24 protein-coding genes are annotated in these 22,407 nt (G+C 62.2%); 8 read left to right on the forward strand and 16 right to left on the reverse strand.

The annotated features are described in order from the left end of the window. Positions 1-479: 479 nt before the first annotated feature. Complete coding sequence (locus tag G5S42_RS33960; RefSeq protein WP_176111139.1) at positions 480-1,283, reverse strand: hypothetical protein; 804 nt, start codon at positions 1,281-1,283, stop codon at positions 480-482. 360 nt (positions 1,284-1,643) lie between these two features. Here G5S42_RS33960 and G5S42_RS33965 point away from each other — a divergent pair, with 360 nt between their 5' ends. After that, entirely contained in the window at positions 1,644-2,750 is a 1,107-nt protein-coding gene (locus G5S42_RS33965; RefSeq protein WP_176111140.1) for a transglutaminase-like domain-containing protein, read from the forward strand. A 56-nt stretch (positions 2,751-2,806) separates the two neighbouring features. Here G5S42_RS33965 and G5S42_RS33970 read toward each other — a convergent pair whose 3' ends face one another. The 3 genes from G5S42_RS33970 to G5S42_RS33980 form a co-directional block, all read right to left on the reverse strand. After that, positions 2,807-3,961, reverse strand: a complete 1,155-nt coding sequence (locus G5S42_RS33970; protein WP_176111141.1) for a WD40/YVTN/BNR-like repeat-containing protein — start codon at positions 3,959-3,961, stop codon at positions 2,807-2,809. 32 nt (positions 3,962-3,993) lie between these two features. Beyond that, positions 3,994-4,263: a MoaD/ThiS family protein gene (locus G5S42_RS33975; protein WP_013093592.1), complete on the reverse strand. Its 270-nt coding sequence runs from the start codon at positions 4,261-4,263 to the stop codon at positions 3,994-3,996. A gap of 281 nt (positions 4,264-4,544) precedes the next feature. After that, on the reverse strand, positions 4,545-4,844 hold the full coding sequence (locus G5S42_RS33980) for an SLAC1 family transporter (protein WP_176111142.1): 300 nt from the start codon (positions 4,842-4,844) through the stop codon (positions 4,545-4,547). 162 nt (positions 4,845-5,006) lie between these two features. Between G5S42_RS33980 and G5S42_RS33985 the strand changes: the two genes are divergently transcribed. Together G5S42_RS33985 and G5S42_RS33990 are read left to right on the forward strand one after the other, a co-directional pair. Beyond that, positions 5,007-5,357, forward strand: a complete 351-nt coding sequence (locus G5S42_RS33985) for a BON domain-containing protein (RefSeq protein ID WP_176111143.1) — start codon at positions 5,007-5,009, stop codon at positions 5,355-5,357. A 229-nt stretch (positions 5,358-5,586) separates the two neighbouring features. Then, complete coding sequence (locus tag G5S42_RS33990; protein WP_176111144.1) at positions 5,587-5,898, forward strand: high-potential iron-sulfur protein; 312 nt, start codon at positions 5,587-5,589, stop codon at positions 5,896-5,898. Positions 5,899-5,964: 66 nt separating this feature from the next. Here the strand turns inward: G5S42_RS33990 and G5S42_RS33995 are convergent, their stop codons facing one another. Continuing rightward, positions 5,965-6,381 (reverse strand): hypothetical protein, encoded by a 417-nt coding sequence (locus tag G5S42_RS33995; RefSeq protein WP_176110688.1) that lies wholly within the window; start codon positions 6,379-6,381, stop codon positions 5,965-5,967. Between the two features lie 180 nt (positions 6,382-6,561). Here G5S42_RS33995 and G5S42_RS34000 point away from each other — a divergent pair, with 180 nt between their 5' ends. Further along, a complete protein-coding gene (locus G5S42_RS34000) occupies positions 6,562-6,720 on the forward strand; it encodes an NIPSNAP family protein (RefSeq protein ID WP_176111145.1) in 159 nt (52 codons plus the stop codon). 32 nt (positions 6,721-6,752) lie between these two features. Here the strand turns inward: G5S42_RS34000 and trpS are convergent, their stop codons facing one another. After that, on the reverse strand, positions 6,753-7,769 hold the full coding sequence (gene trpS, locus G5S42_RS34005) for a tryptophan--tRNA ligase (RefSeq protein ID WP_176111146.1): 1,017 nt from the start codon (positions 7,767-7,769) through the stop codon (positions 6,753-6,755). Positions 7,770-8,071: 302 nt separating this feature from the next. On the opposite strand from trpS, the gene G5S42_RS34010 reads away from it, so the two are divergent. After that, the gene (locus G5S42_RS34010; protein ID WP_176111147.1) at positions 8,072-8,452 is read left to right on the forward strand and encodes a hypothetical protein; all 381 of its coding nucleotides are present in this window, start codon (positions 8,072-8,074) and stop codon (positions 8,450-8,452) included. Here the strand turns inward: G5S42_RS34010 and G5S42_RS34015 are convergent. The 9 genes from G5S42_RS34015 to G5S42_RS34050 form a co-directional block, all read right to left on the reverse strand. Further along, entirely contained in the window at positions 8,445-10,166 is a 1,722-nt protein-coding gene (locus tag G5S42_RS34015) for an IlvD/Edd family dehydratase (RefSeq protein WP_176111957.1), read from the reverse strand. The genes G5S42_RS34010 and G5S42_RS34015 overlap by 8 nt on opposite strands. Before the next feature lie 149 nt (positions 10,167-10,315). Continuing rightward, a complete protein-coding gene (locus G5S42_RS44585) occupies positions 10,316-10,495 on the reverse strand; it encodes an aldehyde dehydrogenase family protein (protein ID WP_376777212.1) in 180 nt (59 codons plus the stop codon). An 11-nt stretch (positions 10,496-10,506) separates the two neighbouring features. Continuing rightward, a complete protein-coding gene (locus G5S42_RS44590) occupies positions 10,507-10,656 on the reverse strand; it encodes a hypothetical protein (protein ID WP_246392267.1) in 150 nt (49 codons plus the stop codon). Positions 10,657-10,666: 10 nt separating this feature from the next. Further along, positions 10,667-12,559, reverse strand: coding sequence for a thiamine pyrophosphate-dependent enzyme (locus G5S42_RS34025; protein WP_176111148.1), 1,893 nt, complete (start codon positions 12,557-12,559; stop codon positions 10,667-10,669). 18 nt (positions 12,560-12,577) lie between these two features. Next, on the reverse strand, positions 12,578-13,648 hold the full coding sequence (locus G5S42_RS34030; protein WP_176111149.1) for a Gfo/Idh/MocA family protein: 1,071 nt from the start codon (positions 13,646-13,648) through the stop codon (positions 12,578-12,580). After that, positions 13,645-14,760 carry an ABC transporter ATP-binding protein gene (locus G5S42_RS34035; protein WP_176111150.1) on the reverse strand — a complete coding sequence of 372 codons (1,116 nt, stop codon included), beginning with the start codon at positions 14,758-14,760 and terminating at the stop codon, positions 13,645-13,647. Before G5S42_RS34035 ends, G5S42_RS34030 begins: the two co-directional genes overlap by 4 nt. Before the next feature lie 4 nt (positions 14,761-14,764). Continuing rightward, positions 14,765-15,610, reverse strand: coding sequence for a carbohydrate ABC transporter permease (locus tag G5S42_RS34040; protein WP_176111151.1), 846 nt, complete (start codon positions 15,608-15,610; stop codon positions 14,765-14,767). Further along, positions 15,603-16,484, reverse strand: coding sequence for a carbohydrate ABC transporter permease (locus G5S42_RS34045; protein ID WP_176111152.1), 882 nt, complete (start codon positions 16,482-16,484; stop codon positions 15,603-15,605). Before G5S42_RS34045 ends, G5S42_RS34040 begins: the two co-directional genes overlap by 8 nt. A 61-nt stretch (positions 16,485-16,545) precedes the next feature. Continuing rightward, positions 16,546-17,829: an ABC transporter substrate-binding protein gene (locus G5S42_RS34050; protein ID WP_217710241.1), complete on the reverse strand. Its 1,284-nt coding sequence runs from the start codon at positions 17,827-17,829 to the stop codon at positions 16,546-16,548. Positions 17,830-18,065: 236 nt separating this feature from the next. Between G5S42_RS34050 and G5S42_RS34055 the strand changes: the two genes are divergently transcribed. Then, positions 18,066-18,785, forward strand: coding sequence for an IclR family transcriptional regulator (locus tag G5S42_RS34055; protein ID WP_176111153.1), 720 nt, complete (start codon positions 18,066-18,068; stop codon positions 18,783-18,785). 224 nt (positions 18,786-19,009) lie between these two features. On the opposite strand, the gene G5S42_RS34060 is transcribed toward G5S42_RS34055, so the two are convergent. Further along, on the reverse strand, positions 19,010-19,486 hold the full coding sequence (locus tag G5S42_RS34060) for a bacteriohemerythrin (protein WP_176111154.1): 477 nt from the start codon (positions 19,484-19,486) through the stop codon (positions 19,010-19,012). A gap of 328 nt (positions 19,487-19,814) precedes the next feature. Between G5S42_RS34060 and G5S42_RS34065 the strand changes: the two genes are divergently transcribed. Next, a complete protein-coding gene (locus G5S42_RS34065; RefSeq protein ID WP_176111155.1) occupies positions 19,815-21,146 on the forward strand; it encodes a Rieske 2Fe-2S domain-containing protein in 1,332 nt (443 codons plus the stop codon). Positions 21,147-21,162: 16 nt separating this feature from the next. Further along, complete coding sequence (locus tag G5S42_RS34070) at positions 21,163-22,341, forward strand: Gfo/Idh/MocA family protein (protein WP_176111156.1); 1,179 nt, start codon at positions 21,163-21,165, stop codon at positions 22,339-22,341. Positions 22,342-22,407: the final 66 nt, after the last annotated feature.

A 22,407-nucleotide genomic window follows, 5' to 3' on the forward strand; every position in this document is an offset into this window, starting at 1 on the left:
TCATCGCGGAAGTTGCCCGCTCGAGAACTCGCGGAGGCTGGATTGCCGGGATTCAATTGGGCGGATCTAACGTCCCTATCGCTTTTGCTCGACATAGTGGTGCCTCCGCATCCGGTTCTGGGAGAAGCAGCATATGCGTCCAATCCGACGGGCTCGGCCTTGCGTCTGCCTTGCGAAAATCACCCTTTCGGATCTTTACGTACCAGGGAGTTTTGCGGTCCGTGAGTCGTGCGCCTCCAGGCCTCGTCCGCTCTTTGTTGAGCCGATTTCACGGTATGTTCGATCCGACGCTTGCTAGTGGGCGCATGGGTAATCGCCGAAGTCAGAGTGGAAAGTGTCCGTCGGACAGTCCTGGTGACCATAACTCGCTCCGCGTTCTTGTCCATATCCATATGTTAAGTCTAGGCCGATACGTGAAGTGCGCGCTACTGTACGTTTGAACAGCACCTTGGTGAGTCCATGATGGACATCGTCTCGTTTCATCGGAGCAATGAGCCTCTGGGGCCTCTAACCGCAGCGAAGCGGTGTTGTATCGCGACGAGTTGGTCGTCCGTGGTCGCGACCAGCCACAAGCGTGCGTGCTCCTCGATTTTCCGGTTGTGGTCCTTCAGCGGCCCCATCGAGGTCGCAGCCTTCCAGACCACCGGGCCCACTCGGCTGCTCCTGCCGGACGGGGCGCCTACCAGCAGGCAATAAGGTCCAAGAGGAAGCGATACGAACGGTACCGCTGGACTCCCTCGCACGCGCCAGTCGATGAAGGGCGTCTCGCTGATAAGCAGCGGCGTGGCCAAGCCGTAAAGCACGCTGAAATCGTACAGCGCCAGTTGCTTGCGCAGGCCCGCGTAACCGCGCCGGATATCAGCAACGACTGCCGCGCGGATTTCATCCTCGAACATCGGCTCGTTCGCATAGCGCGCGAACGCCTCCCGGGCGTCCGACTGATATGCGCTGAACATCCCGAGTTCCACGCAGTCCTGAACCGCGCGGTGGATCTCCGCTACCGAGCCGGCCTCATCTGGCTTGCCCAATTGCGCTGCCCGCAAGAACCGGGCAAGTCCCGCTTCCTGGATCGGAGGGCCATCCGCGGATGTGTCGCCGTCAGCGTCCTTATCGAGCGGCACGTAGACGTATTTTTCGGCCGCAAAGCGCGATTTCTTGCCTTCATCAAACTTGATTTGGCCATCGCTACAGTCGAGATAGCGAGTTCCGATTCGTCCATGCTCCCAAATCCAGTTCTTCAGGAGCGGGCGGAGTGGATGCAGCGTGTCGTGGTCAGCAGCCATTCAAGCCTCCCAATGCCTTCGGATAGTTCCGCGTGGTCGCCTGTTTCGTCGAGGATCCCCAACAGCGATGGTAACGGAGACACGGCCTCCGGCTTCCATCCACACGAAGTGTGCGGGTAGCGCGAACAGGTATCGCGTGTCTGTTGGGCGATGGGCGCCACGGAGCGTTCGCGGCACTCGAACCACAAAGCCAATCTCTTTGTAAATCAACGAAGTAGAGAAATATGACGAATTGGCACGTCGCGTGCAGTGTTGGGTTCAGCCCGCGTTGCCCTGCGCTGAATGGCGTAAGACGCCAACGGAGGGACTTCGAAACACTGTCGCGCATCGGCGTCCGGTGTGGCTTCCTGGAGTCTACCTATGCCGCTCGCTCGACTGCTCCTCTGCTTTCTCCAGTGCTCGCTCGCAGCCGCGGCGCTGTTGCCCATCGTCGCCGGCGCCGCGAACCTGCCGGACGCATCGCAACGCTATGCATCCGGCACGCTCGATGCGGGTCCCAGCGATTCGACGACGCCTCGCGAGCTGAAAGCTGGCATCGAGCGCCTGCGCACCGGGACGTGGTGGGAAGCCAACCGCAAGATCCGCCCGGAACTCGCGCAAGTCGGCGACCTGATGTTCCTGCTGCCGCTTGCCGACAGGCAGCTCGAACCATCGTCGGATGCTATCGGCCGCGTACAGCGCCTGCGCGAGGCGCTGCGCGGCCACCTGATGCGCGAACCCGCCGGCTGGACCCGCCTCGTTGCGCAGGTGCGGGCAGAGCGCGCGAAGGCCGGCGATGCGTCAGCCGTGCTGCTCGCTGACGCTCTCGTCAACGAGGTCCGCTACCGCGACGGAACCGACGGCAGCTACTACGCGCCGGCACGGTTCTTTGCCGAAAGCGGCGTGTGCAAGGACTTCGCCGTCGCCAAATATCTGCTGCTGCGCGACGCGGGTTTCGACATCGAGCGGTTGCGTCTCGTATCGCTCGCGCCGCGCTACAACAACACCCCCGACGACTGGCACGTGATCCTCGTCGTGCAGATCGATGGCGCGAGCGAACCGCTCGCACTCGATTCACCGAACGCGAAGCGCGCCGCCGATGCGTTCAGCGAGACATCGGCTTCGAGCGGTCCGTCCGCGCTGCTCGGCGCAATCCTCGCCGGCCGCGAGCCCGCCGATGCGGTGCTGCGCGCGCCCGCCGGACCGCTTGCCACACCGCTCAGCCGGTCTGGGCAAGCGCGGCGGCCGCTTGCGACAGTGTTCAACGAACTGGGCAGCCGGTCGTTCGAACGCGCTGCGCCGGGCGCGCTGCGGCGCGCGTCGGCGGCCAGGCGAAGCGCGAACGCGATGTATGTCGACGAAATGGGCGAGTCGTGGACAGTCGACGGCTCCGGCACGTTTCCGAAGTGGCGCGTCGCCGTTGACCAGGCAGATGCGCCGCGGGAGCCGGGTCCGGCGGCAAGGTTGATACGCGTGGCGGCACGCTGACTAATGTGGGCATGGCGCGCGCGCCGCCGCCTCGAAAGTCTTCCGACGCAGAACCCTCATCCAAACCGAACACAATAAACAGGCGGCAAATGCGCTGAAATCAATTGCCAGTTTTCACCGCCGTCGTCGGACGTCCAGAGCGAGCCGGTGGTCGACCCCATCGCGAGGCGCATGCCAGAGTCATCCACCGCGAGCCCGTGCCGATACACAAGGTCATACGCCGGTTTTCGCGGCAACCCGTTCGAGAAACGTTCGAACGTGCGGCCGCCGTCGCGTGTGCGCGTGACGACGAATTGGCCGTCCACCGGAATGCGGCACTGGTCTTTCACGGCAGGCACGAACCACGCGGTATCCGGGTCGCGCGGATGGACGGCAACTGCGAAGCCGAAGCTCGATGGCTGCGCTTCGATCCGCTGCCAGTGAGCCGCACCGTCGAGCGAGCGGAAGATGGCGCAGTGATGCTGAGTCCACAGCGCATCCGGGTTTGCCGGGCATTGCACGACGCGGTGCGGGTCTTGCACGTTGGCGTCGCCGCGCCGCTCCGGCGGCATGTAGTCGGCTTCCATGCCCTCGGCACTCACGCGCCAGCTCGCGCCGCCGTCGTCGGTTTGCCAGACGCCGCCGCACGATACACCGATCGTCACGTGCCGGCTGTCGCGCGGATCGACCATCACGGAATGGATTCCCGCCGCGTCGTAGCCGCCTCCGAACCATTCACGGCGCTCCGGGCGATCCCACAGCGCGCGGTTGAGCACCCACGTGTCGCCGCCATCGCCGGATCGGAAAAGCCCGCCTGGAATCGTGCCGGCCCACAAGACGCCCGGCTCGTCGGGGCCGCCTGTTTCGAGCGACCATATCTGCTGAAGCGTCCAGGGAGTGGCTGGCCGGCTGGGCGGGGCTTCGTCATCGCTGTCGGCGCCTGCGCTCGCGTGCGCGCCGTTTCCGGCAGGCGTCTCGTCGGCAGGCTGCGGCGGGTAGACCGGAACCGCGCACTCCTCCCAATCCGCGATGCCCGCGCGCCGGCGATGCAGCTTCACGCCGAAGTGGCCGAGATTGAGCGCCGCATACAGCGAGCTGTCGCGCGGATCGCGCAGCACCATACTCACCGGCTCGCCGGCGAAATGCAGATCGCCGAAGTGCCAGCCGCCCTCACCATCGGCTCTGACATCGAACAGGCCCTTGCGGGTCGCGACAAGCAATCGATCGCTCATATCGAGTGACTCCTCGAGTACTGATAGGCCTCTCACCCGCCCGACAGCGCCTGAACCACGTAAACCCGGCTTTGCTCGCCGAGCGCGTCGGACAGATGTTCCCGGTCGTGGACCCGCCGGCCGTCGACGAACACCGCGAGATGCGGCCGCAGCGAGCCCTGATCGTCAAGAATGTAGCCGCGCAGTCGAGGTTGCGCGACGAACACGGCTTCGAGCGCTTCGCCGAGTGTGCGCGCGTCGATCTCGCGCTCGGGCGTTGCGATATGTCGCTGAATCGAAGCTGCGAAAAAGATATGCGCCATGGCCGGGTAGAGTCGCGGGGACGACAGCGTCCGTAGGTTCTGTAGTCTAGGCGATTCCGCGCTTTCGGTTGAGTTGCGCAATGACCGTTATTCAACGCCGCGCGGCGCGCCGCATGCCGCATCGTCTCGGCCAAGGCGGAGCCTCGCTCACCGCCAGCTTGAGACCCATGATGACGATCGCTATCGAAACGAGTAACGGCATCGACAAACGTATAGGTGATGACGAGCCACATCGCGGCCGCGAGACCGAGGAACCATGGCACGACGCGCGGCAGGACGTGCTACACCGATAGTTGGCTGCCGAGCACAGCCGTCGCCGCGACCAGCGTCAGAAAACCCGGCCTGCGGCTGTGATCGACAATATCGGCATGCACCGCGCGCGGATAGCGCAACAGACGGCATAACGTGATGGCGAGCAAGACAGGCCACGTCACCGCATTGATGCCGAGAAGGAGCCAGCCAACGATGTCGTAGTCAAGCAGATGCGCAGCGATGGAGACGATGCCTGTCGCCATGACGATCGCGAAGGCGGTGGGCGGGAAAGCCTGTAGCCAGGACTGGCGCGGTTTCAACGCCGGCATTTACCGCTCCTCGACGTCGAATAACCGCCACCTTTGAGGATGCGTGGTCGAATCGTCCAAGCCCCGCCCGACGCCGTATACTCGAGAGAGCCGGACCGCTTCGTTTAGATGAAGTGAATGTACGAATGTTTCATTCAGAGCTTCTTCAGGAAATCGACTTCAATGCGAAAGGCGCCCTACATCAAAGGCCGGTTACTGATCGTCGCTATGTTCGCGTTGCTCGCGTTCATGTTCACCAACGGCTGCAAGTCGACGACCACAGCGAGACCGTCCGCGACCGCGCCGACGGCAGTCGCCACGGACGACGCCACGCTCGCCGGCCGGGTGAAGCAGGCGCTTGCCGCGGACCCCACGCTACGATCGTTACCGCTCAGCGTGGCAACGTATCGAGGCGTCGTGCAGTTGTCGGGATACGTGGATTCAGAGGCTCAGATTCTGGAAGCACTCGCGGTGACCCACAGCGTACCGGGGGTGCAATCCGTGAACAACGATCTGCACCTCAAGCAGCAATGACATGCGTTCGCCGGTAGACGGATGACACGAGAGTCACGCGGGACTGCGCACGTCCTCGCTTTCAATATGTCGTAATGTGATATGTCGAGCAGCAAGCGGGCTGCGAAACCGGTGTTCGACGGTCGAAAGGTATGCCGATTGCTCATGTGTTATGACGAGGCGGTTCGCGATTGACCGGTTCACCGTCACTTTGCGGCCGTCTGATTGTGCCTCGAAAGGAGTTTCGATCGTGTCGCTCTCTCGCCGTCATTTCATGATACTTGCCGCATCCGTTGCCTCGACGACCGTTGTCTCGACGAAGTCAAACGCGGACGCGCCCGTGCTCGCCGAAAACGATCCGACCGCACAGGCGCTCGGATACAAGATGGACGCGTCGAAGGTCGACAAGGCGAAATTCCCTCGGTACCAGACGGGGCAGACTTGCGCCAATTGCCAACTGTATCAGGGCAAACCCGGTTCCACGAATGGGCCGTGCCCGACCTATGGGGGCAAGCTGGTCGAAGCAAAAGGATGGTGTAACGCCTACGTGAAAAAGACGTAATTTACAAGCTTCGAGTGTTGAACGAGAACCATCACGCACCGCAAGGAACAACAAGCCGCTTCCCGTTCAGCACCATATCACCTGGTCGTATCCAACCGTGCGCCGGTAGACGTGCGTGGCATTCCAATTGCACGTCGTGTATTCCATGTACGCATTGGTAAGAACAACGATCCAGTGTGACAGCGTTTGCATCACGATCTCCAGAGGTCGGAAAATGCTCTTAAGGCTCCTGCGGCGCGACAATTCCGTGATTTGTTGCGCCCTCGATGTGTCGTCGGATAAGACGACCGCACAGTCCAGCTTCGAGATTTCGATTTCGTCGCGAATACCTGGCCAGATCATGCGGTTCATCATCGCCTTCTGCGGCAGCAACCGATTCTTCGAGGATTTGAATCGACCCAGGGCCAAAAACCGCCAATAAACATGGCGAACCGTTGTCGCGATGCAGCATTGAAGCGACCCCGGCAAGGGAGAGCGATGCATGATGTGACTCCATGCTGCCGGTTGTGCCTCGACGCGGCAATTGCGAAATCCGCCACCGCGATTGCTGATTCTTGCCGCCGTCGAAAATAAACAGGCACGTGACGCACGACGACGCCTACCTGATGCTCACCGAAGCGAGCGGAGGACGACATCGTTCTCGCCTTCGTCAGACGGATCGTGGTGTTCAAGCGCTGGAAAGATCAGGCTGCGTTGGAATGGCACTGGCAACAGCCCTATACGAAAGAGGCACTGGAGCTTTTTGGTGAACATCTGGCAACGCCGCTGTCGGAGACTGACGACGTCGCCTACCTCACTGACGTGATGGAACGTGGGGAATAGCGGACGGGCGCGACACAGCCGATCTCCTCTGTTCAGCTCTGAAAGTAGGTCAAGCCCAGCGCGCTTTTGACCTCCGACAAAGTTTCTCCAGCCACCTCCCGTGCGCGCATCGTACCGCGACGCAGGATCGCAAGCACCTCGGCCGGGTCTTGCTCCAGCTCGCGACGTCGTGTGCGAATCGGTTCAATGAGCGACTGGAGCCGCTCGTTCAGCACGCGCTTGATCACGCTATCGCCGAGTCCACCCCGCCGATAGTGGGATTTCAGTTGGTCGACCTTCTGCACGTCCGGCTCGAACGCATCGAGAAACGCGAACACGACATTGCCTTCCACCTGACCAGGATCGCTGACTCGCAAGTGGTTCTGGTCGGTGTACATGTTGTTGACTGCCCTGGTGATTTCGTCCGGCGTGGCGCCTAGTGCGATGGCGTTCCCGAGGGACTTGCTCATCTTCGCTTTGCCATCGATGCCGGGTAATCGCGTGACCTGTGACAGCACCGCATCGCATTCGACCAGCACAGGTCGGTCGACGGTGTTGTTAAAGCGCCGCACCAATTCGTTGGTCTGCTCGATCATCGGTAGCTGGTCATCGCCCACGGGTACGTGGGTTGCCTTGAACGCGGTGATATCAGCCGCCTGACTGATCGGATACGTCAGGAAGCCCGCCGGGATGTCGCGTTCGAAACCGCGCAGGCGAATCTCCTCCTTGATGGTCGGGTTTCGCTCGAGGCGCGCGACCGTCACGACGTTCAGCAGATACTGAAACAGCTCGGCCAGTTCTGGCACCTGGGACTGGATGAAGATGGTCGACTTTGCTGGGTCGATGCCCACCGCAAGATAGTCGAGCGCTACTTCGATGACGTTCCGGGTAACCTTCTGATGCCGGCCGACGTTGTCGGTTAACGCCTGCGTGTCAGCGAGAAGCAGGAACTGCTGTGCCTCATGCTGAAGTTGGACGCGCGCACGCAGCGAGCCGATATAGTGGCCGAGGTGAAGCGGGCCGGTGGTGCGGTCACCGGTCAAGATCGTGGGGCGGTTGGTGTGTGTCATGGACAGCAGGTTCCTGATTTGGATGCCACCAGCCATGAGCGTGCTGAAACGAAAATGCCGCCAGGACTGGCGGCATCACGTTTGCGAATATGCGTATGTGTGTGGAAACGGGCCGCCGGATTCAGGCGTGCCACCAACGGTGCAGTTTCAGCGAGGTCGGTTTCGTATCCATGGAATTGAGTATAACGCAGCCTCAAACAAATTTGCCTGAGGCCGGCGACGCGTACCAGGGTGACGCGCTACGTGCGGGCGCGAAAAAGGGAAAGTGATACGATTGTCGGGCGTCCGATCAGGAGACGAATATGCCCATCTATCAGATCACTCGCAGTGTTCTGGAGCGCGTCGCCCAGGCGGTATCGCGCTCCTTCCACGATGACGCTATCTACAGCGAAGAGGCTGCGGCGGACGGTCGGTTGAACGTGCTGCTAGTGCGCAACCCAGCCGGGCCCGATACTCCCTACATTTCGCTTCGCTTCCCCGGCGACCTGCTGGGTCGCCTCGAAACACTGGGGCCCAAGCAAACCGCGATAGTCGGGAATCACATTCGAAACATAGTATCGGCCCGTCTTGCCGAGTACCGGAACGCATCCGACGCCGGAACGCTGAGCCGGAACGCCCCCTTCCCGATCGAATTCGACGAGCGCATTTTCGACGACACCGCTGGGACGGATGAGCTTACTTGAGCTCGTCGGAAGGAAAGGCGGTGAGGAAATCAAAATCGCACCCTGCCGCGGCGGATAGCACGTGATCGTGATAAAGCCGCTGGTAACCGCGCGCATACATCCCTTCCGCCGGACTGAGCTCAGTGGCACGACGCGCCAGTTCGGCCTCGTCAACCAGCAGATCGATCCGCTTGTCCCGCGCCGACAGCCGGATCCGGTCGCCGTTGCGCACCAGCGCCAGCGGGCCGCCGAGCGCCGCCTCCGGCGTCACGTGAAGCACGATGGTCCCGTATGCAGTGCCCGACATGCGCGCATCGGAAATGCGCACCATGTCCTTCACCCCCGCCCGCGCAAGTTTCTGCGGAATCGGCAGATAGCCGGCTTCGGGCATGCCTGAAGCACTGCGCGGCCCCGCGTTCTGCAATACGAGAATGTCGTCCGCGCGAACGTCCAGATCGGGGTCGTCGATGCGCGCGGCCAGATCTTCGAGCGAAGTAAATACCACCGCGCGCGCTTCGTGTTCGAGCAGTTCGGGGGTAGCGGCGGCGCGCTTCAGAACAGCACCGTCAGGCGCCAGGCTGCCGTTGAGAACGATCAACCCGCCCTCGGCACTGACCGGTTTCTCCGTCGAGCGGATCACTGTCGTATCGATCGGATCGGCAAGCGGCTTGTTCAACCGCTCATCGAGGCTCTGCCCGGCGATGTCGCGACAAGTCAGATCGAGTTGGGGCATCAGTCCGCGCAGAACGCCCTCCAGCCCGCCGGCCGCATGAAAATCCTCCATGTAGCCGTTGCCTACCGGCTTGAGATCCACGAGTACCGGCGTTTCATCTGACAGCCGGTTGAACTCGTCGTAATCGATTTTCAGTCCGATACGACCGGCGATCGCCGCCAGATGAATCACGGCATTGGTCGAACCGGAGACCGCCAACAATACGCGCAACGCGTTGCGCACCGATGCGGGCGTCACGATCTCGGCCGGTTTCGGTCCGCCATCGAGGGCCATGCGCGCAACCAGCGCTCCGGTTTCCTCGCAATTGCGCAGCCGATCCGCGTGCACGGCCGGGATCGCCGCCGACCCGGGCAGCATCATGCCCAGCGTTTCCGCGATCAGCGCCATCGTCGACGCCGTACCCATGACCGCACACGTTCCCGCGGTGACGGCCAGACGCCCCTCCACCTGCCTGATCTCCTGCTCCGGGACTTTCCCCGCGCGGAAATTCGCCCAGAAGCGGCGGCAGTCCGTGCAAGCGCCAAGCCGCTCGCCGCGATGTCGACCGGTCATCATCGGACCGGCCACCACCATGGCGGCGGGCCGCCCTGCGGAGATCCCGCCCATCAACATCGCCGGCACGGTCTTGTCGCATCCGCCGAGCATCACCACCGCATCCATCGGCTGGGCGCGGATCATTTCCTCGACGGCCATCGCCATCAGGTTGCGATAGACCAGCGAAGTCGGCGAAAGGAATACCTCGCCAAGCGAAATCACCGGAAATACCACCGGCAACGCGCCCGCCGCGAGCACACCGCGCTCGACCGCCTTGACCATTTCGGGGAAGTGACGATGGCAGTTGTTGAAACCACTCTCCGAGGTGCAGATCCCGACGATCGGCTTGTCGAGCGATTCGCCGGTGTAGCCCATCGATTTGGCAAACGACCGGCGCAGATAGCGCGCGAAGTCGTGATCACCGTAGTTCGTCAGGCCATTGTCCAGGCCACGCGGTTTTTGATTCATGTCCCATTCCTTACGATCAGGCGATGACGAATGTATTTGGGCGTCAGGTAATAGAGTATCCGAGGCTACCGCAACGGGTACACGTTCGAGATGGGACGGCCGTCGGCCGCCAGCCAATACTCGCGCACCACGGGCGCGGGCATCCTCGATCAGCGACAGTGCGCTCTCCACGCAAACGGCATCAGGATCGACCGGTGCACATAGAACCGCGACGGCGAGATGCAGACCTGACCACAATTGCGGAACCTGGTCGTTGCGAGCCATTTCGCGCTTTGCACGGGGTCCGCGTCGGCATGGACGATCACCGGCGCATGTCCGCCCAGCTCCATCGTAACCTTCTTCACATGAGCGCAGCGGCTTCGTCCGCTCCGATCGCGGCGGGCACGCTGCCAACCGGCTCTCCGGTCGCCGGACTTCTGACCACGATGGATTCACCGTCGGACGCACAGCGCCACGCGCCATCGATCAGCAGGCCACAAGATTCGTACATGCTCGTCCCTTCAGATTCGCGTCTTCGTATAAGCGTCCTGCACGCCGTCGGACCACGGGCCGACGTTCCACTGGCCATACGCACCCATCCCGCCTGCGGGGTCCGCACCGTAATAGACCGGCACGTGAATCAGACTCAGGCCAGGGTGAGCGTGCGCCTTCGCGAGCGCATCGCGCAGACCTCGCTCCGTATCGCCCGCCGACAACGCCATCACGCCCGCCACCGCTCCCGCCATCGCCACATAATCGACGGCGACCGAATCGTTGGTGCGGTAATCGGTATCGAACTGCGCTTCCTGCAAGCTGCTGATCGCCGCCATGCGGCGGTTGTCGAGCAGCAGGATGGTGCCGTGAACACCATGCTCGATACCGTCGATCAGGATCTGCGGATTCATCATGAATGAGCCGTCGCCGGTGAACGCGACGCCATAGCATCCTTGCCGCGCGATCGCCTGAGACAGCAGCGCGGAAACGGCGAAACCCATATACGACGCGCCGGACTCGGTATACGTTTCGCCGGGCAAGTCGTCGCGGATCACCTGGAAGCCGTTAGCCTGAACGTCGCCGGCATCGAAAAACTTCAGCGCACCGATCTCGCGGCAAAAACGCTCGGCGATGGCGATGGCCTGCGGTTGCGTCAGCACCTCGCGCCGCCAGACCGCATCGAAACACCGCGGGCCGCCGGCGCGTGCGTCGCGCAAGCCCAGCCACTCGGCTTTCTTGCGCGCGGCCTCGTCGAGCCATGCCGATTTCGCCGGGGTCAACGGACCGGCCAGCGCCAGCGCCAGCCGCTCGCAAATGGCCGCAGCATCTCCCAGCAACGCGGTGCTTTCGTTGTAGTGCTGGACGTCGGTCGGATCGGCGTTGATATTGACCACATGACGAACCTTGGGCCAGCCGATGCCCGAGCAGTCCGACTGGCACACCGCGCGGCTGCCGATCACGATCAGCAGCTCGGCCTCCTGCATGGCCCAGTTGCCGCTGATCGAACCTTTCGAGCCCGCCACGTGCAGGTTATGCGGATGCGCGTCGGGCAGCACACCAACCGTTCCGGGGCTCAGCACCGCGACCGCACCGCTGGCTTCCGCCAGCCGCCGTACCGCCACCGCCGCATGACGCGCGCCGGCACCGACCTTGATGGCCACCCGGTCCGCGCCCGCGATCAGCTTCGCAGCCACGGCCAGGGACGCCTCGTCCGGTATCGGCAAACGCGGCCACACGGGTCGGGCCGCAAGCGCATCGAGTCTCAGCGATACCCGCGCCAGTTGCGTGTTCAGCGGCAGATTCAGATAGAACGGCGCCGGCCGCCACGGATGAAACACGGCCGCACTTCCGTTGCGCAACGCATCGCGCAACGCGGCGGGCGTATGCAGCGTATAGGACGCCCCCATCCGTTCTGTCAGGGAGCCAAACAGTCCCTGCCCCGGCCGAGGAATCTGCTGCATGTTGTAGCCCTCGCCGTGTGTCGTCTCATCGCCATACAGATGGTAGACACCGACCCCGTTCGACGCCGCGGCCAGCGAGCCGGCGAGCGCCTGCAACGCGCCGGGCCCGATCGACGTGAGCACCGCGGGAACTTCGCCGTAGACCCACGAAAGCGCGGTGGCCGCGTGCGCCATTTCCACTTCGTTGCGGAACTGCCAGCATTTCACCAGACCGTGCGCCTCGTAGATACGCAGAATCTCGGCGATCGCGGTATTGCCGTGTCCGAAGATCGCCAGATACTTGGTCACGCCCTGCTTCATCAATCCCAGCACGAGCGCTTCGGCCAAAGGCAGTTCGACGACATCGGACAGCAGGCCGTCCGCGAACGCCGCGCTCAGCCCGCCCTCCTCGCGCAACCAGGCGGCGCGGCTTTCTGTCGTGACCGGAAGCTGCTTCGACGAAGTAACGAGATCAGACATGGATGTGCCCTCGCGGGATCAAAATGCCAGGCGAATCGCCTTGCCTTCACGAGCCGACTGCTCGGCCGCCGACGCGAAACGCAGCACCTGGCGGGCCTCCCTCGCCGTCAGCACCGGCGCCCCGCCCGTGCGCAGCGCATTCAGAAAATGCCGGGTCGACAGCACGAAGCTCTGCTCCCATCCGCTCGGCACGTCGTAGGTCGTGATCTGGCCGTCCCGGTACAGGGTCACGGGCGGTGTCGCCCCGAGCCGTCCATGGCCGCCGTTGATGAAGAGCACACCCGACGTGCCGGTGATCTCGACGCGATCGTCCTGCGCATAGTGTCGCGTGATGAGCTCCATGTCCGGCGAATAGACGATCTCCAGATTGCCGATACGATTGCCGGGAAACCGGAATGAGATGATCGACTGTGCATCGAAACGCATACCGCCCGGACCTTCGGTATCGCCGATAAACGCATGCACCTCTTCCGGATCTCCCATGAAATGCCAGGCGAGCGCGAACTTGTGATGCCCGTCGTCGAATACGAGCGGCCCGCCGCCCGCGTGAGACTTTTCGCTGCGCCATGCCGATGCGGACGGCGGCACTTCCCACGCCGTCGCGCTGCGCGCCGGGTTCGACTTGATGCGGATCGACAGCGGCGTGCCGATCGCGCCCTGATCGATCAGTTCGCGCGCCTTCAGCACCGGCGGATAGAAGATGAAGTTCTCGAAGACCTTGAAAGGCCGGTCATAGGCCTCGGCGGCCGCCACGAGTTGGTCCGCCTCGGCGAGATCGACGCACATCGGTTTTTGCAGCGACACGATCTTGCCCGCCGCCATCGCCTTAAGCGCCACCGGCAGGTGCAGATGATGCGGCAACAGGATTTCGACCAGATCGATGTCCTCACGCGCGAGGAAACGATCCACGTCCTCCTCGACCGTGACGTCGGGAATGCCCCAGGCCGCGAGCTTGCTACGCGCCTGCGCCACATCCCGGTCGCAGACGCCGACGATGCGTGCCAACGGATTTTGCAGGTATTCGATGGCGTGCAGATCGGAGATGCGACCCGCACCGATGATCCCCACGCGAAAACGAGATCCCGTCATTTTTCTTCCTCTATTTGAAAAGTCTCTGTTGGCGATGGTGTGCGTTCATCGCTTCGAGCGGCGTGATTCCCGATCGCGATCCCGTCCGGGCCGAAGCGATGCAGCTTCGAGCTGTCCACTTTTAGTCCGACTTCGTCTCCGCGGCGCACCGCGTGCGCGAGCGGCGAGCGTACCGTGAGCGTGGGCAGGCCATTGCCGATGCCGAGGTAATACAGTGTCTCCGCGCCAAGCTGCTCGACGAGTTCGATGCGCCCGCCAACACTCGCCTGTCCGCGCGCGCAAAGCGTGACGTGCTCGGGCCGGATACCGATACAGTCCACACCGTCCGGCGCGCTGCGAGCTCCGGCATGATCCGGACTCGTCAGATGCGGCCACGCCGACGCCGGCAGCACGTTCATCGCAGGCGCGCCGATAAAGCGCGCGACGAACAGATTCGCGGGCCGTTCATACAGCTCCATCGGCGTGCCGACCTGCTCGATCTTGCCGCCGTTGAACACGACGATCCGGTCCGCCAGCGTCATCGCCTCGACCTGGTCGTGCGTGACGTACACCATCGTGGCGCGCAACTCCGCATGCAGTCGCGCGATCTCGAGGCGCAACTGCACGCGCAACGCGGCATCGAGATTCGAAAGCGGTTCGTCGAACAGAAAGATCTTCGGATGACGAATGATGGCGCGCCCGATCGCTACACGCTGCCGCTGCCCGCCCGACAATTCTCTCGGCGTGCGTTCCAGCAGACGGTCGAGCTGGAGCGTCTTGCCGACCTCCCCCACCTGCCGCCTGATCTCGCGCTTGTCGACACCCGCGAGCCGCAGTCCGAAGCCGATGTTTTCAGCCACCGTCATGTGCGGAAACAACGCGTAGGACTGGAACACCATCGCTATTTCGCGCTTCGACGGATGCACCTGCGTCACATCCCGCCCATCGATATGGATCGTCCCGCCCGACACATCTTCGAGGCCGGCGATCATTCTCAGCATCGTCGATTTGCCGCAGCCGGACGGGCCGACGAACACCACGAACTCGCCGTCGGCGATGTCCAGCTCGACGCCATGGATCACCTCATGGCCAGCGAACGATTTGCGTATGCCTTGCAGACTCAATTGCGCCATTCGATCACCCTTTTACCGCGCCCATGGTCATGCCCTTGATGAAGTAGCGCTGGAAGAACAGAAACACCAGCAGCGTCGGCAAGCTCGCCAGAATCGACAACGCGCCCTGCACGCCCCAGGCGACGGAATACTGGCCATTCAGGTTCACGATGCCGAGCATGATGGTGCGTTTCTCGTCGGATTGCGTGAACACCAGCGGCCACAGAAAGTCATTCCAGATCCACGTGAACTGCAGCGTCGCCAGCACCGCGAGCGCCGGCAAACTGAGCGGCAACACCACCGACAGCAGCACCCGCGGCTCGGATGCGCCTTCCATGATCGCGGCTTCACGCAGCGTGCTCGGCACGGTCGCGAAGAAGTTGCGCATCAGCAGCGAGCAGATCGGAATGCCCAGCGCCGTATGCACGAGGAACACCGGCCACAGCGTGTCGATCAGGCCGAGAAAATTGAAAAGCCGGAACAGCGGAATCAGAATCACCTGCGGCGGAAAGAACATGCCGGACACCAGCACCAGGAACAGGCCATTCGAGCCGCGAAAAGGCAGCTTGGCGAATACGTAGCCGGCGAGCACGCCGAGCGCGGTCGACACGATCGTGGCGGGCACGGTGACGATCAGCGTGTTCACGAAATACTGGTGTACGGAGGGCTTCGACAGCACTTCGATGAAGTTGCCGAGGTACAGCCTGACCGGCAAGCTCCAGAGATCGCCCAGCGCAATGTCGCGCTGCTCCTTCACCGACGACAGCAACACGCCGACAGTGGGCAACAGGAACAGCACCGCCAGCACCACGAGAATCGTGAAAGTGGCCGCTCTCGCCGGATTGAAGCGGGCGTACAGACGCTCATCCATAGATGCGGTCCACCTTGCGCAACTGACGGAAATACAGGCCGATCACGGAGACGGCGATCAGGAACAGCACCACGGAAATCGCACTGCCATAGCCCATGTGGTATTTCTTGAAGCTCTCGTTGTACATGTGCATGGCCAGCGTATCGGAACTGTTGAACGGTCCACCGCCGGTCATGATGTAGAGGATGTCGAAACCCTTCAGTGAGTTGATCACCGACAGCGCCACCGCGACCACGGTGGAGGGCGTCAGCAACGGCAGGATCACGAGGCGGATGCGCTGCCAGCGGCTCGCGCCTTCGATATGGCAGACCTCCTGCAGGTCTTCGGGAATCGCGGTGAGCCCGGCGAGATAAATCACCATCGACAGCCCGGTCTGTTGCCACGACCACGCCACGATCACGGACCACAGCGCCGTATTGGGTTTAGCCAGCCACGCAAAGTCGTGAGGGGTTCCCGCCGCGTGCGACAGAAACAGGTTGAGCAGCCCCCAGTCGGGCTGATAGATCCAGATCCAGATCTGGCCGACGATCACGGCCGACAGGCAGATCGGCAGATAGAAGATGCTCTTGAACACGCGGGAACCGGGCACCTTCGAATCGAGCAGCAGCGCGAGACCCAACCCCAGCAGCGTCGGCAACGCGATAGCGGCAACGATCCAGAGCGCGGTATTGAGCGCGGCATGCGAAAACAGATGGTCGTTGAGAATCCTCGTGAAATTAGAGAGTCCGACAAAATCATAGTCGGACGAAAAGCCATTCCAGTCGGTAAAGCTGTAATAGAACGACGACAGCAGGGGTCCCACCACCAGGATTCCGAAAACGCCCAGGGGCAGCGCCAGAAATACCACGCGCCATAGCCGATCGTGTTTCCTCATCTCGCGTCTCTACCGGAAAACAAGGCGGGCCGCCGCACGGCGACCCGCCTTCGTGGAGGTGTTACTGCTTCTTGAACGCGGCCTGCGCATCCGTCTGGGTCTGAGTCAGCAGGCTCTTGATATCGCCAGGCTGGTCGATGAACTTCGCAAACATCGACAGACCGACTTCGGACACCGGCGGGGGCGTGGCGAGGTCATAGTTGAAGGCGAAGCCGTTGGACTTCTCGACCGCCGCGGCGGCCTTTTGCATCACCGGGCTGTAGTGGGACTGATCGACCTTCACGTTGGCCGACAGCGCGCCTTGGGACGACGTCCATGCCGACTGCACGTCGGTGTTGCTGACCATGTAGTCGAGCAGTTTTTCGCTACCCGCCACGTTCTTCGCGTTGGCGGAGATCACGAGGCCGTCCACCGGACCGAGCGCGACGTTCGGCACGCCCGCCTGCATCTGCGGGAATACCGCAACGTCGTAGTCCTTGCCCGCCACCAGATGGTTGTTGTTCCAGTAGCCCGTGATCCACGTGCCCATCAGCGTCATCGCGGCATCGCCCTTCGCGACCTTGTCGGCGGCGTCGGTCCAGTCGATCGCGTTGGCGTTGTTGTTGAAATAGCCTGCATCGAACATGGACTTCCATTGGTCCATCACCGAGCTCACCTGCGGATCGTCGTAGCGGGCATGCCCCGTCATCAGCTTCGCCCGATAGTCCGGCCCCGCGGTACGCAACAGCATGTAATCGAACCAGAACTGCGCGGGCCAACGATTCTTCGAACCCATCGCAATCGGCGTGATGCCTTGCGACTTGAGTTGCTTGCACATGGCGAGGAAGCCGTCCCACGTCGTCGGCATCGTCGTGATGCCCGCCTTGGCCATCACCTTCGGGTTATAGAAAACGCCGACGAAGTGATAGTCGACCGGCACCAGATAGCGATGCCCGCTGTAGCTCGTCGCCGCCGCCGCAATCGGCCTGGAGATCACGGAATCCAGCCCCGCGGACTTCCACATGCCGTCGATCGGATGAAGGCTCTTCGAATCGGCGATGAATTGCGTCTTGGCGCCCGCCCAGAAACTGAATACGTCGGGCAGACTATGTCCGGCCGCGCGCACCAGTATCACCGACTTGAAATCTTCGTGTCCCACCGGGCTTTGCTTGATTGCGATCCCGGTCGCCGTGGTGAATTTGGCGAGCTGTTCGTTGAACGCCTTCTCTCCCATGTCGCCCGTGAAATAGTCGCTGATCGACACTTCGCCCGAATCCGCGAAGGCCGGGGTCGTGAATCCCGCGGCTGAAGCCAGTAGTGCAGCCAGCACAAGCGCGCGACGCTTTACTCCGTGTCTCCCCAACATGCCTGCCTCCGTAAAGTTGACGCATGCAAAACAACTTGGATTAAAAAACTTAACTCGCCCCTCAGACCGACCTGATTCACCAGCGCTAAATTTGCATACGCACAACAGTACTTCACATCTAGCGTAAAAAAATCCGTGTAATTCCCTACATTGGGTGATTTTTCGGTTACAGTTTTCCTATGTAAAACTTCTGGTGTTTTACAGAGAAAAACTTTTATTGGCGTGGAGGGATATTCATGCGGCTGCTCCAGTCCCTGACTCGTGGCCTCGAAGCACTGACGTATCTGCGGACTCATCGCGGCCCCGTCCGGCTAACGGAACTCGCGAGCGAACTCGAAATGGACAAATCCATGGCCGCCCATCTTCTGAAGACGCTGGTTGCCGCCGGCTATGCGGCGCAGGATTCCAACCGGCGCTATCTGGCCTCGAACGGCAGTCAGCCGGGCAAGCCGGTACAACGCACGCTCGAGGAAGTCGTGGCGATCAAGGAAGCATGGCGCCCGGCGCTGGAAAGGCTCGCTGCGTCCACCGGGGAGTGCACGCATCTGGCGGTGCTGGTCGGCTCGCGCGTCTGGTATATCGACAAGGTCGACTCGACCTTGCCGCTCAAGGTCGATCATCCGATCGGCGCCCTGTCGCCGCTGCACTGCACGGCGCTCGGCAAAGCGTTCCTGGCCTTCGGCCATGCCGAAGCGCCGGCGGAATTGGTCCCCTACACGTTGCGCACCCTGACCTCGGAGCCGGCTCTCGCGCAAGAGTTGGAACTGACACGTCAGCGCGGCTATGCCATCGATGACGAGGAATTCACCGATGGCATCCGCTGCGTGGCTCGCCCCATCTACGACGCGCACGATGAGATGATCGCCGCCATGGGCATCTCCTGCCCGAGCGTGCGCGTCGATGCCCCCCGCCTCGCCGAATTGGGCGATGTCGTGCTGCGCGAGTCGGGTAGTTGAACGGGGCTGATATCGTCCGCGGAGATTCCAGCAACGACGCCCGCAAGCGACGATGCGTTGACGGGAGCCGCAGTGCAGTAAAACTCTGAGCGCGCAAAGGACGCTACGGAAATCAACCGCTCGCGAGATTTTGCGGCGGGAACTACGCGACATGGGTTGAGCCAGCAGTCTGCCGGCTACAACTTATGGCGCCCAGTGTATTTCGACGGTCGAAACGGCAAACTTCAAATCGTCCGTCTTAACACAACAGGCTTTCCACCCATCGTCTGTTTGGTCATCCATGCGGCAAGCGCCGAATCCAGGTAGTCGGCGTGTCCGGGAAACCAGTTGTACAGATGCATGCCGATGTCATGCACCAGCGCGCAACCAGCCTGCCCTGCTTCGACCGCTGCTTTAACGTCCCGCACTGACTTCAGCACGGCTTCGTGTTCTTCGATGTGGCAATCGCGCGGGGGAAAGTTGGTCGTGCGCATCCATTCGTCTTCCTGCTCGAAATGGCTGACGGCGTGTTTTTCGAATTCCTCGATCGCGGCAAGGGCGCTCGCATCGGTGCAGGTCACGAGCCGTAGCGCGACTTCGTAGAATTCCTTATGCACGTCATCCATCGGCGTGAAGCCGAGTAGCCGTGCGTCTGACCACACAAGACTGTTGTCACTTTCCCGCACAGGGGCTTCGACATCTTTCAATTCAGAGTCTGTCATGTCCGTTCAATCCGGCTTTATCAAGGGCTCTATCATAGCCGTCCAACATAGAACGCCGCGAATTTGCCAGCGTTCCAACATCAGCGTGGCTTGAATCCTTTCGTCTTTCGAGACTAGCCGGGTGGAACACCAGCGCCTCGCAAATCCGATCCATCGGCGATGAATCCCGCCACTTTACATTAGAGATCGAATATTCCTGAGCCAGGGTCGCTTTCGACCATACGTACTTTCCCGGATGTCTCGAAAGGCTCTTGCCATTTTCACTAGATATCTAATATAGTTGGGCAACACCTGTTGATGAAGGCGAGCTTTCGCCGGGAGACATTACATGCTGACCCACCAAGAAAATGAATTGCTGTGCCGCGTCGAAGGCGATGCCCCGATGGGCCAACTGATGCGCCGGCACTGGACGCCGGTTTGCCTCATCGAAGAAGTCAGCGAGCCGGACGGCGCGCCGGTCAAAGCGCGCGTATTTGGCGAGGACCTCGTTGTATTCCGGGACTCGGAAGGCAGCGTTGGTGTGCTGGACGAGTACTGCCCGCACCGTCGCGCATCGCTCGTCTACGGCCGCAATGAAGACTCCGGCCTGCGCTGCCTGTATCACGGCTGGAAGTTCGACGTCTCGGGCAACGTGCTTGAAATGGTGTCCGAGCCGGCAGCGAGCTGCATGACCGACAAGGTCAAGCACAAGGCCTACCCGGTGCAGGAATGGGGAGGCATGGTATGGGCATATATGGGCCCGCAAGACGCGATCCCCGAATTCGTGCCGCCGGCCTGGGCGCCGACTTCCGACACCCGCGTGAGCATCGCCAAGGCGCTGCTGCCGTGCAATTGGGCGCAAATCCTCGAAGGCGCGATCGACTCCGCGCACAGCTCCAGCCTGCATTCGTCGGACTTCGTGCCGGCGCGCGTGGGCGGCGCCGAAGCGACCGCGAAGAACTGGTTGCGCCCGTCCACCGACAAGGCCCCGCGCCTGCAGGTCGAGCGCACCGACTACGGCTTCCGTTACGCCGCGCTGCGCCGCCCGATCTTCAACGCCAACACGCACGACTACGTGCGCTCCACGGTGTTCGTGGCGCCGGGAACGGTGCTGATTCCGCCGAACAACCTGTACAACGTTGCGAACATCAACGTGCCGATGGACGACACGAACACGGCGTTCTACTTCATCGCCTGGGGCGATCCGGAGACGACGCCGGAAACCGAAACTTGGCGCAAGTTCCTGCGTCAGCAGGTCGGCGTTGACCTCGACCAGTACTATCGCCCGCTGCGCAATCACGACAACCGCTTCTGGCAAGACCGCCAGGCGATGAAGGCTGGCAATTTCACCGGCATTTCGGGCTTCCCGAACCAGGACATTGCGATGTGGGTCACGATGGGCCCGATTGCGAACCGCTCGGACGAGCGCCTCGGCGCGAGCGATCTCGCCATCGTCGAATTCCGTCGCCGCATGATCGATGCGCTCGCCGAATTCGAGAAAGATGGCGACGCAATCGGCACCGGTGCAAAAGCGATTCCCCGCGAAGTGTGTTCGTACCAGGCAGTCGTGCCGAAGGAAATCGACTGGCGCACGTATGCCGCGCGTTACGTCAGCAAGAAGAATCCGGAACCGGCCGACCAGCCGTCCGCGCTCGCAACGGACTATCAGGTCAAGCAATAACGGGAGGCACACGGCCATGGAGCAGCGCCGTTTGCGCATCGGGGTCGCAGGACTGGGACGGGCATTCTCGCTGATGCTGCCGACCTTCCTGCGCGACCCCAGAGTCCAGCTCGTCGCTGCGTGCGATCCGCGTGACGAAGCGCGGCGGCAGTTCGCCGCCGACTTCGCGGCGCCCACCTATGCGGACGTGGCGGAGTTGGCGGCTGACCCCAACGTCGAGATCATCTACGTTGCGAGTCCGCACCAGTTCCACGCGCAGCACACTGAAATTGCCGCGGCAAAAGGCAAGCACGTGCTGGTCGAAAAGCCGATGGCGCTCGCCCCTGCGGACTGCGATCGCATGATCGCCGCATGCCGCGCAGCGAACGTGCATCTGATCGTCGGCCATTGCCATAGTTTCGACACGCCGTACCTGCGTACGCGCGAATTGATCGGACGTGGCGATTTCGGCGCGGTGAAAATGATCCAGGCCGTCAACTACACCGACTATCTGTATCGCCCGCGCCGGCCCGAGGAGCTGGCCACGGCTGAAGGTGGCGGCGCCGTCTTCAGCCAGGCGGCTCATCAGGTGGATATCGTGCGAATGCTCGCCGGCTCGCGCGCGACGCGGCTGCGCGCGAGCGTGGGACGGTGGGATCCGTCCCGCCCGACCGAAGGCGCCTATTCGGCGCTGATCTGGTTCGAGAACGGTGCTTATGCCTCGCTCTCGTACAACGGCTATGGCCACTTCAACACCGAAGAGTGGAGCGGCTGGATCGGCGAAATGGGCGATCGTACGAGCCCCGACACGTACGGCAGCGCCCGCCGCCGTCTGGAGACGCTCGCGTCCTCGGGCGACGAGGCCAGGCTCAAAGCGGCCGGCACCTACGGCGGTTCCGCATACAAGCCGCCAACGGCCGACGCGCACGAGCCGCCGCGTTTTCATCAGCATTTCGGCCCGATCATCGTCTCGTGCGAACGCGCCGACCTGCGCCCGCTGCCCGATTCGATCGTCGTCTACGGCGACGAGAAGCGCCATACGCTGCCGCTGTCTGCGCCCGCCGTGCCGCGCGCCGAAGTCATCGACGAGTTGTATGGCGCGGTCGTGGACGCACGCTCGCCCCTTCACGATGGCGAATGGGCGAAGGGCACGCTGGAAATCTGTATCGCGATTCTGAAGTCGAGCGAAACGGGCGCAGACGTGACGCTTGGATAGTTCGAGGTAAGCGCAAAAAACCTCGTTTTGAACTGCGCCATGCACAGTTCAAACGAGGGATTTTTT

The sequence above is a fragment of the Paraburkholderia youngii genome (assembly GCF_013366925.1).
GTDB classification, from domain to species: domain Bacteria; phylum Pseudomonadota; class Gammaproteobacteria; order Burkholderiales; family Burkholderiaceae; genus Paraburkholderia; species Paraburkholderia youngii.

Excerpts from the sequence above, each read along its gene's own strand:
- G5S42_RS33970 (WP_176111141.1), bottom strand. The coding sequence starts at position 3,961 with ATGAGCGATCGATTGCTTGTCGCGACCCGCAAGGGCCTGTTCGATGTC.
- G5S42_RS33995 (WP_176110688.1), bottom strand. The coding sequence starts at position 6,381 with ATGCATCGCTCTCCCTTGCCGGGGTCGCTTCAATGCTGCATCGCGACA.
- G5S42_RS34070 (WP_176111156.1), top strand. The coding sequence starts at position 21,163 with ATGGAGCAGCGCCGTTTGCGCATCGGGGTCGCAGGACTGGGACGGGCA.
- G5S42_RS34010 (WP_176111147.1), top strand. The coding sequence starts at position 8,072 with ATGCCCATCTATCAGATCACTCGCAGTGTTCTGGAGCGCGTCGCCCAG.
- G5S42_RS34050 (WP_217710241.1), bottom strand. The coding sequence starts at position 17,829 with ATGTTGGGGAGACACGGAGTAAAGCGTCGCGCGCTTGTGCTGGCTGCA.
- G5S42_RS34065 (WP_176111155.1), top strand. The coding sequence starts at position 19,815 with ATGCTGACCCACCAAGAAAATGAATTGCTGTGCCGCGTCGAAGGCGAT.
- G5S42_RS34045 (WP_176111152.1), bottom strand. The coding sequence starts at position 16,484 with ATGAGGAAACACGATCGGCTATGGCGCGTGGTATTTCTGGCGCTGCCC.
- G5S42_RS34025 (WP_176111148.1), bottom strand. The coding sequence starts at position 12,559 with ATGTCTGATCTCGTTACTTCGTCGAAGCAGCTTCCGGTCACGACAGAA.
- G5S42_RS33975 (WP_013093592.1), bottom strand. The coding sequence starts at position 4,263 with ATGGCGCATATCTTTTTCGCAGCTTCGATTCAGCGACATATCGCAACG.
- G5S42_RS34055 (WP_176111153.1), top strand. The coding sequence starts at position 18,066 with ATGCGGCTGCTCCAGTCCCTGACTCGTGGCCTCGAAGCACTGACGTAT.
- G5S42_RS34040 (WP_176111151.1), bottom strand. The coding sequence starts at position 15,610 with ATGGATGAGCGTCTGTACGCCCGCTTCAATCCGGCGAGAGCGGCCACT.
- G5S42_RS33960 (WP_176111139.1), bottom strand. The coding sequence starts at position 1,283 with ATGGCTGCTGACCACGACACGCTGCATCCACTCCGCCCGCTCCTGAAG.
- G5S42_RS34030 (WP_176111149.1), bottom strand. The coding sequence starts at position 13,648 with ATGACGGGATCTCGTTTTCGCGTGGGGATCATCGGTGCGGGTCGCATC.
- G5S42_RS34060 (WP_176111154.1), bottom strand. The coding sequence starts at position 19,486 with ATGACAGACTCTGAATTGAAAGATGTCGAAGCCCCTGTGCGGGAAAGT.
- G5S42_RS34035 (WP_176111150.1), bottom strand. The coding sequence starts at position 14,760 with ATGGCGCAATTGAGTCTGCAAGGCATACGCAAATCGTTCGCTGGCCAT.
- G5S42_RS44585 (WP_376777212.1), bottom strand. The coding sequence starts at position 10,495 with ATGGAGCTGGGCGGACATGCGCCGGTGATCGTCCATGCCGACGCGGAC.
- trpS (WP_176111146.1), bottom strand. The coding sequence starts at position 7,769 with ATGACACACACCAACCGCCCCACGATCTTGACCGGTGACCGCACCACC.
- G5S42_RS44590 (WP_246392267.1), bottom strand. The coding sequence starts at position 10,656 with ATGTACGAATCTTGTGGCCTGCTGATCGATGGCGCGTGGCGCTGTGCG.
- G5S42_RS34015 (WP_176111957.1), bottom strand. The coding sequence starts at position 10,166 with ATGAATCAAAAACCGCGTGGCCTGGACAATGGCCTGACGAACTACGGT.
- G5S42_RS33985 (WP_176111143.1), top strand. The coding sequence starts at position 5,007 with ATGCGAAAGGCGCCCTACATCAAAGGCCGGTTACTGATCGTCGCTATG.
- G5S42_RS33965 (WP_176111140.1), top strand. The coding sequence starts at position 1,644 with ATGCCGCTCGCTCGACTGCTCCTCTGCTTTCTCCAGTGCTCGCTCGCA.
- G5S42_RS33980 (WP_176111142.1), bottom strand. The coding sequence starts at position 4,844 with ATGCCGGCGTTGAAACCGCGCCAGTCCTGGCTACAGGCTTTCCCGCCC.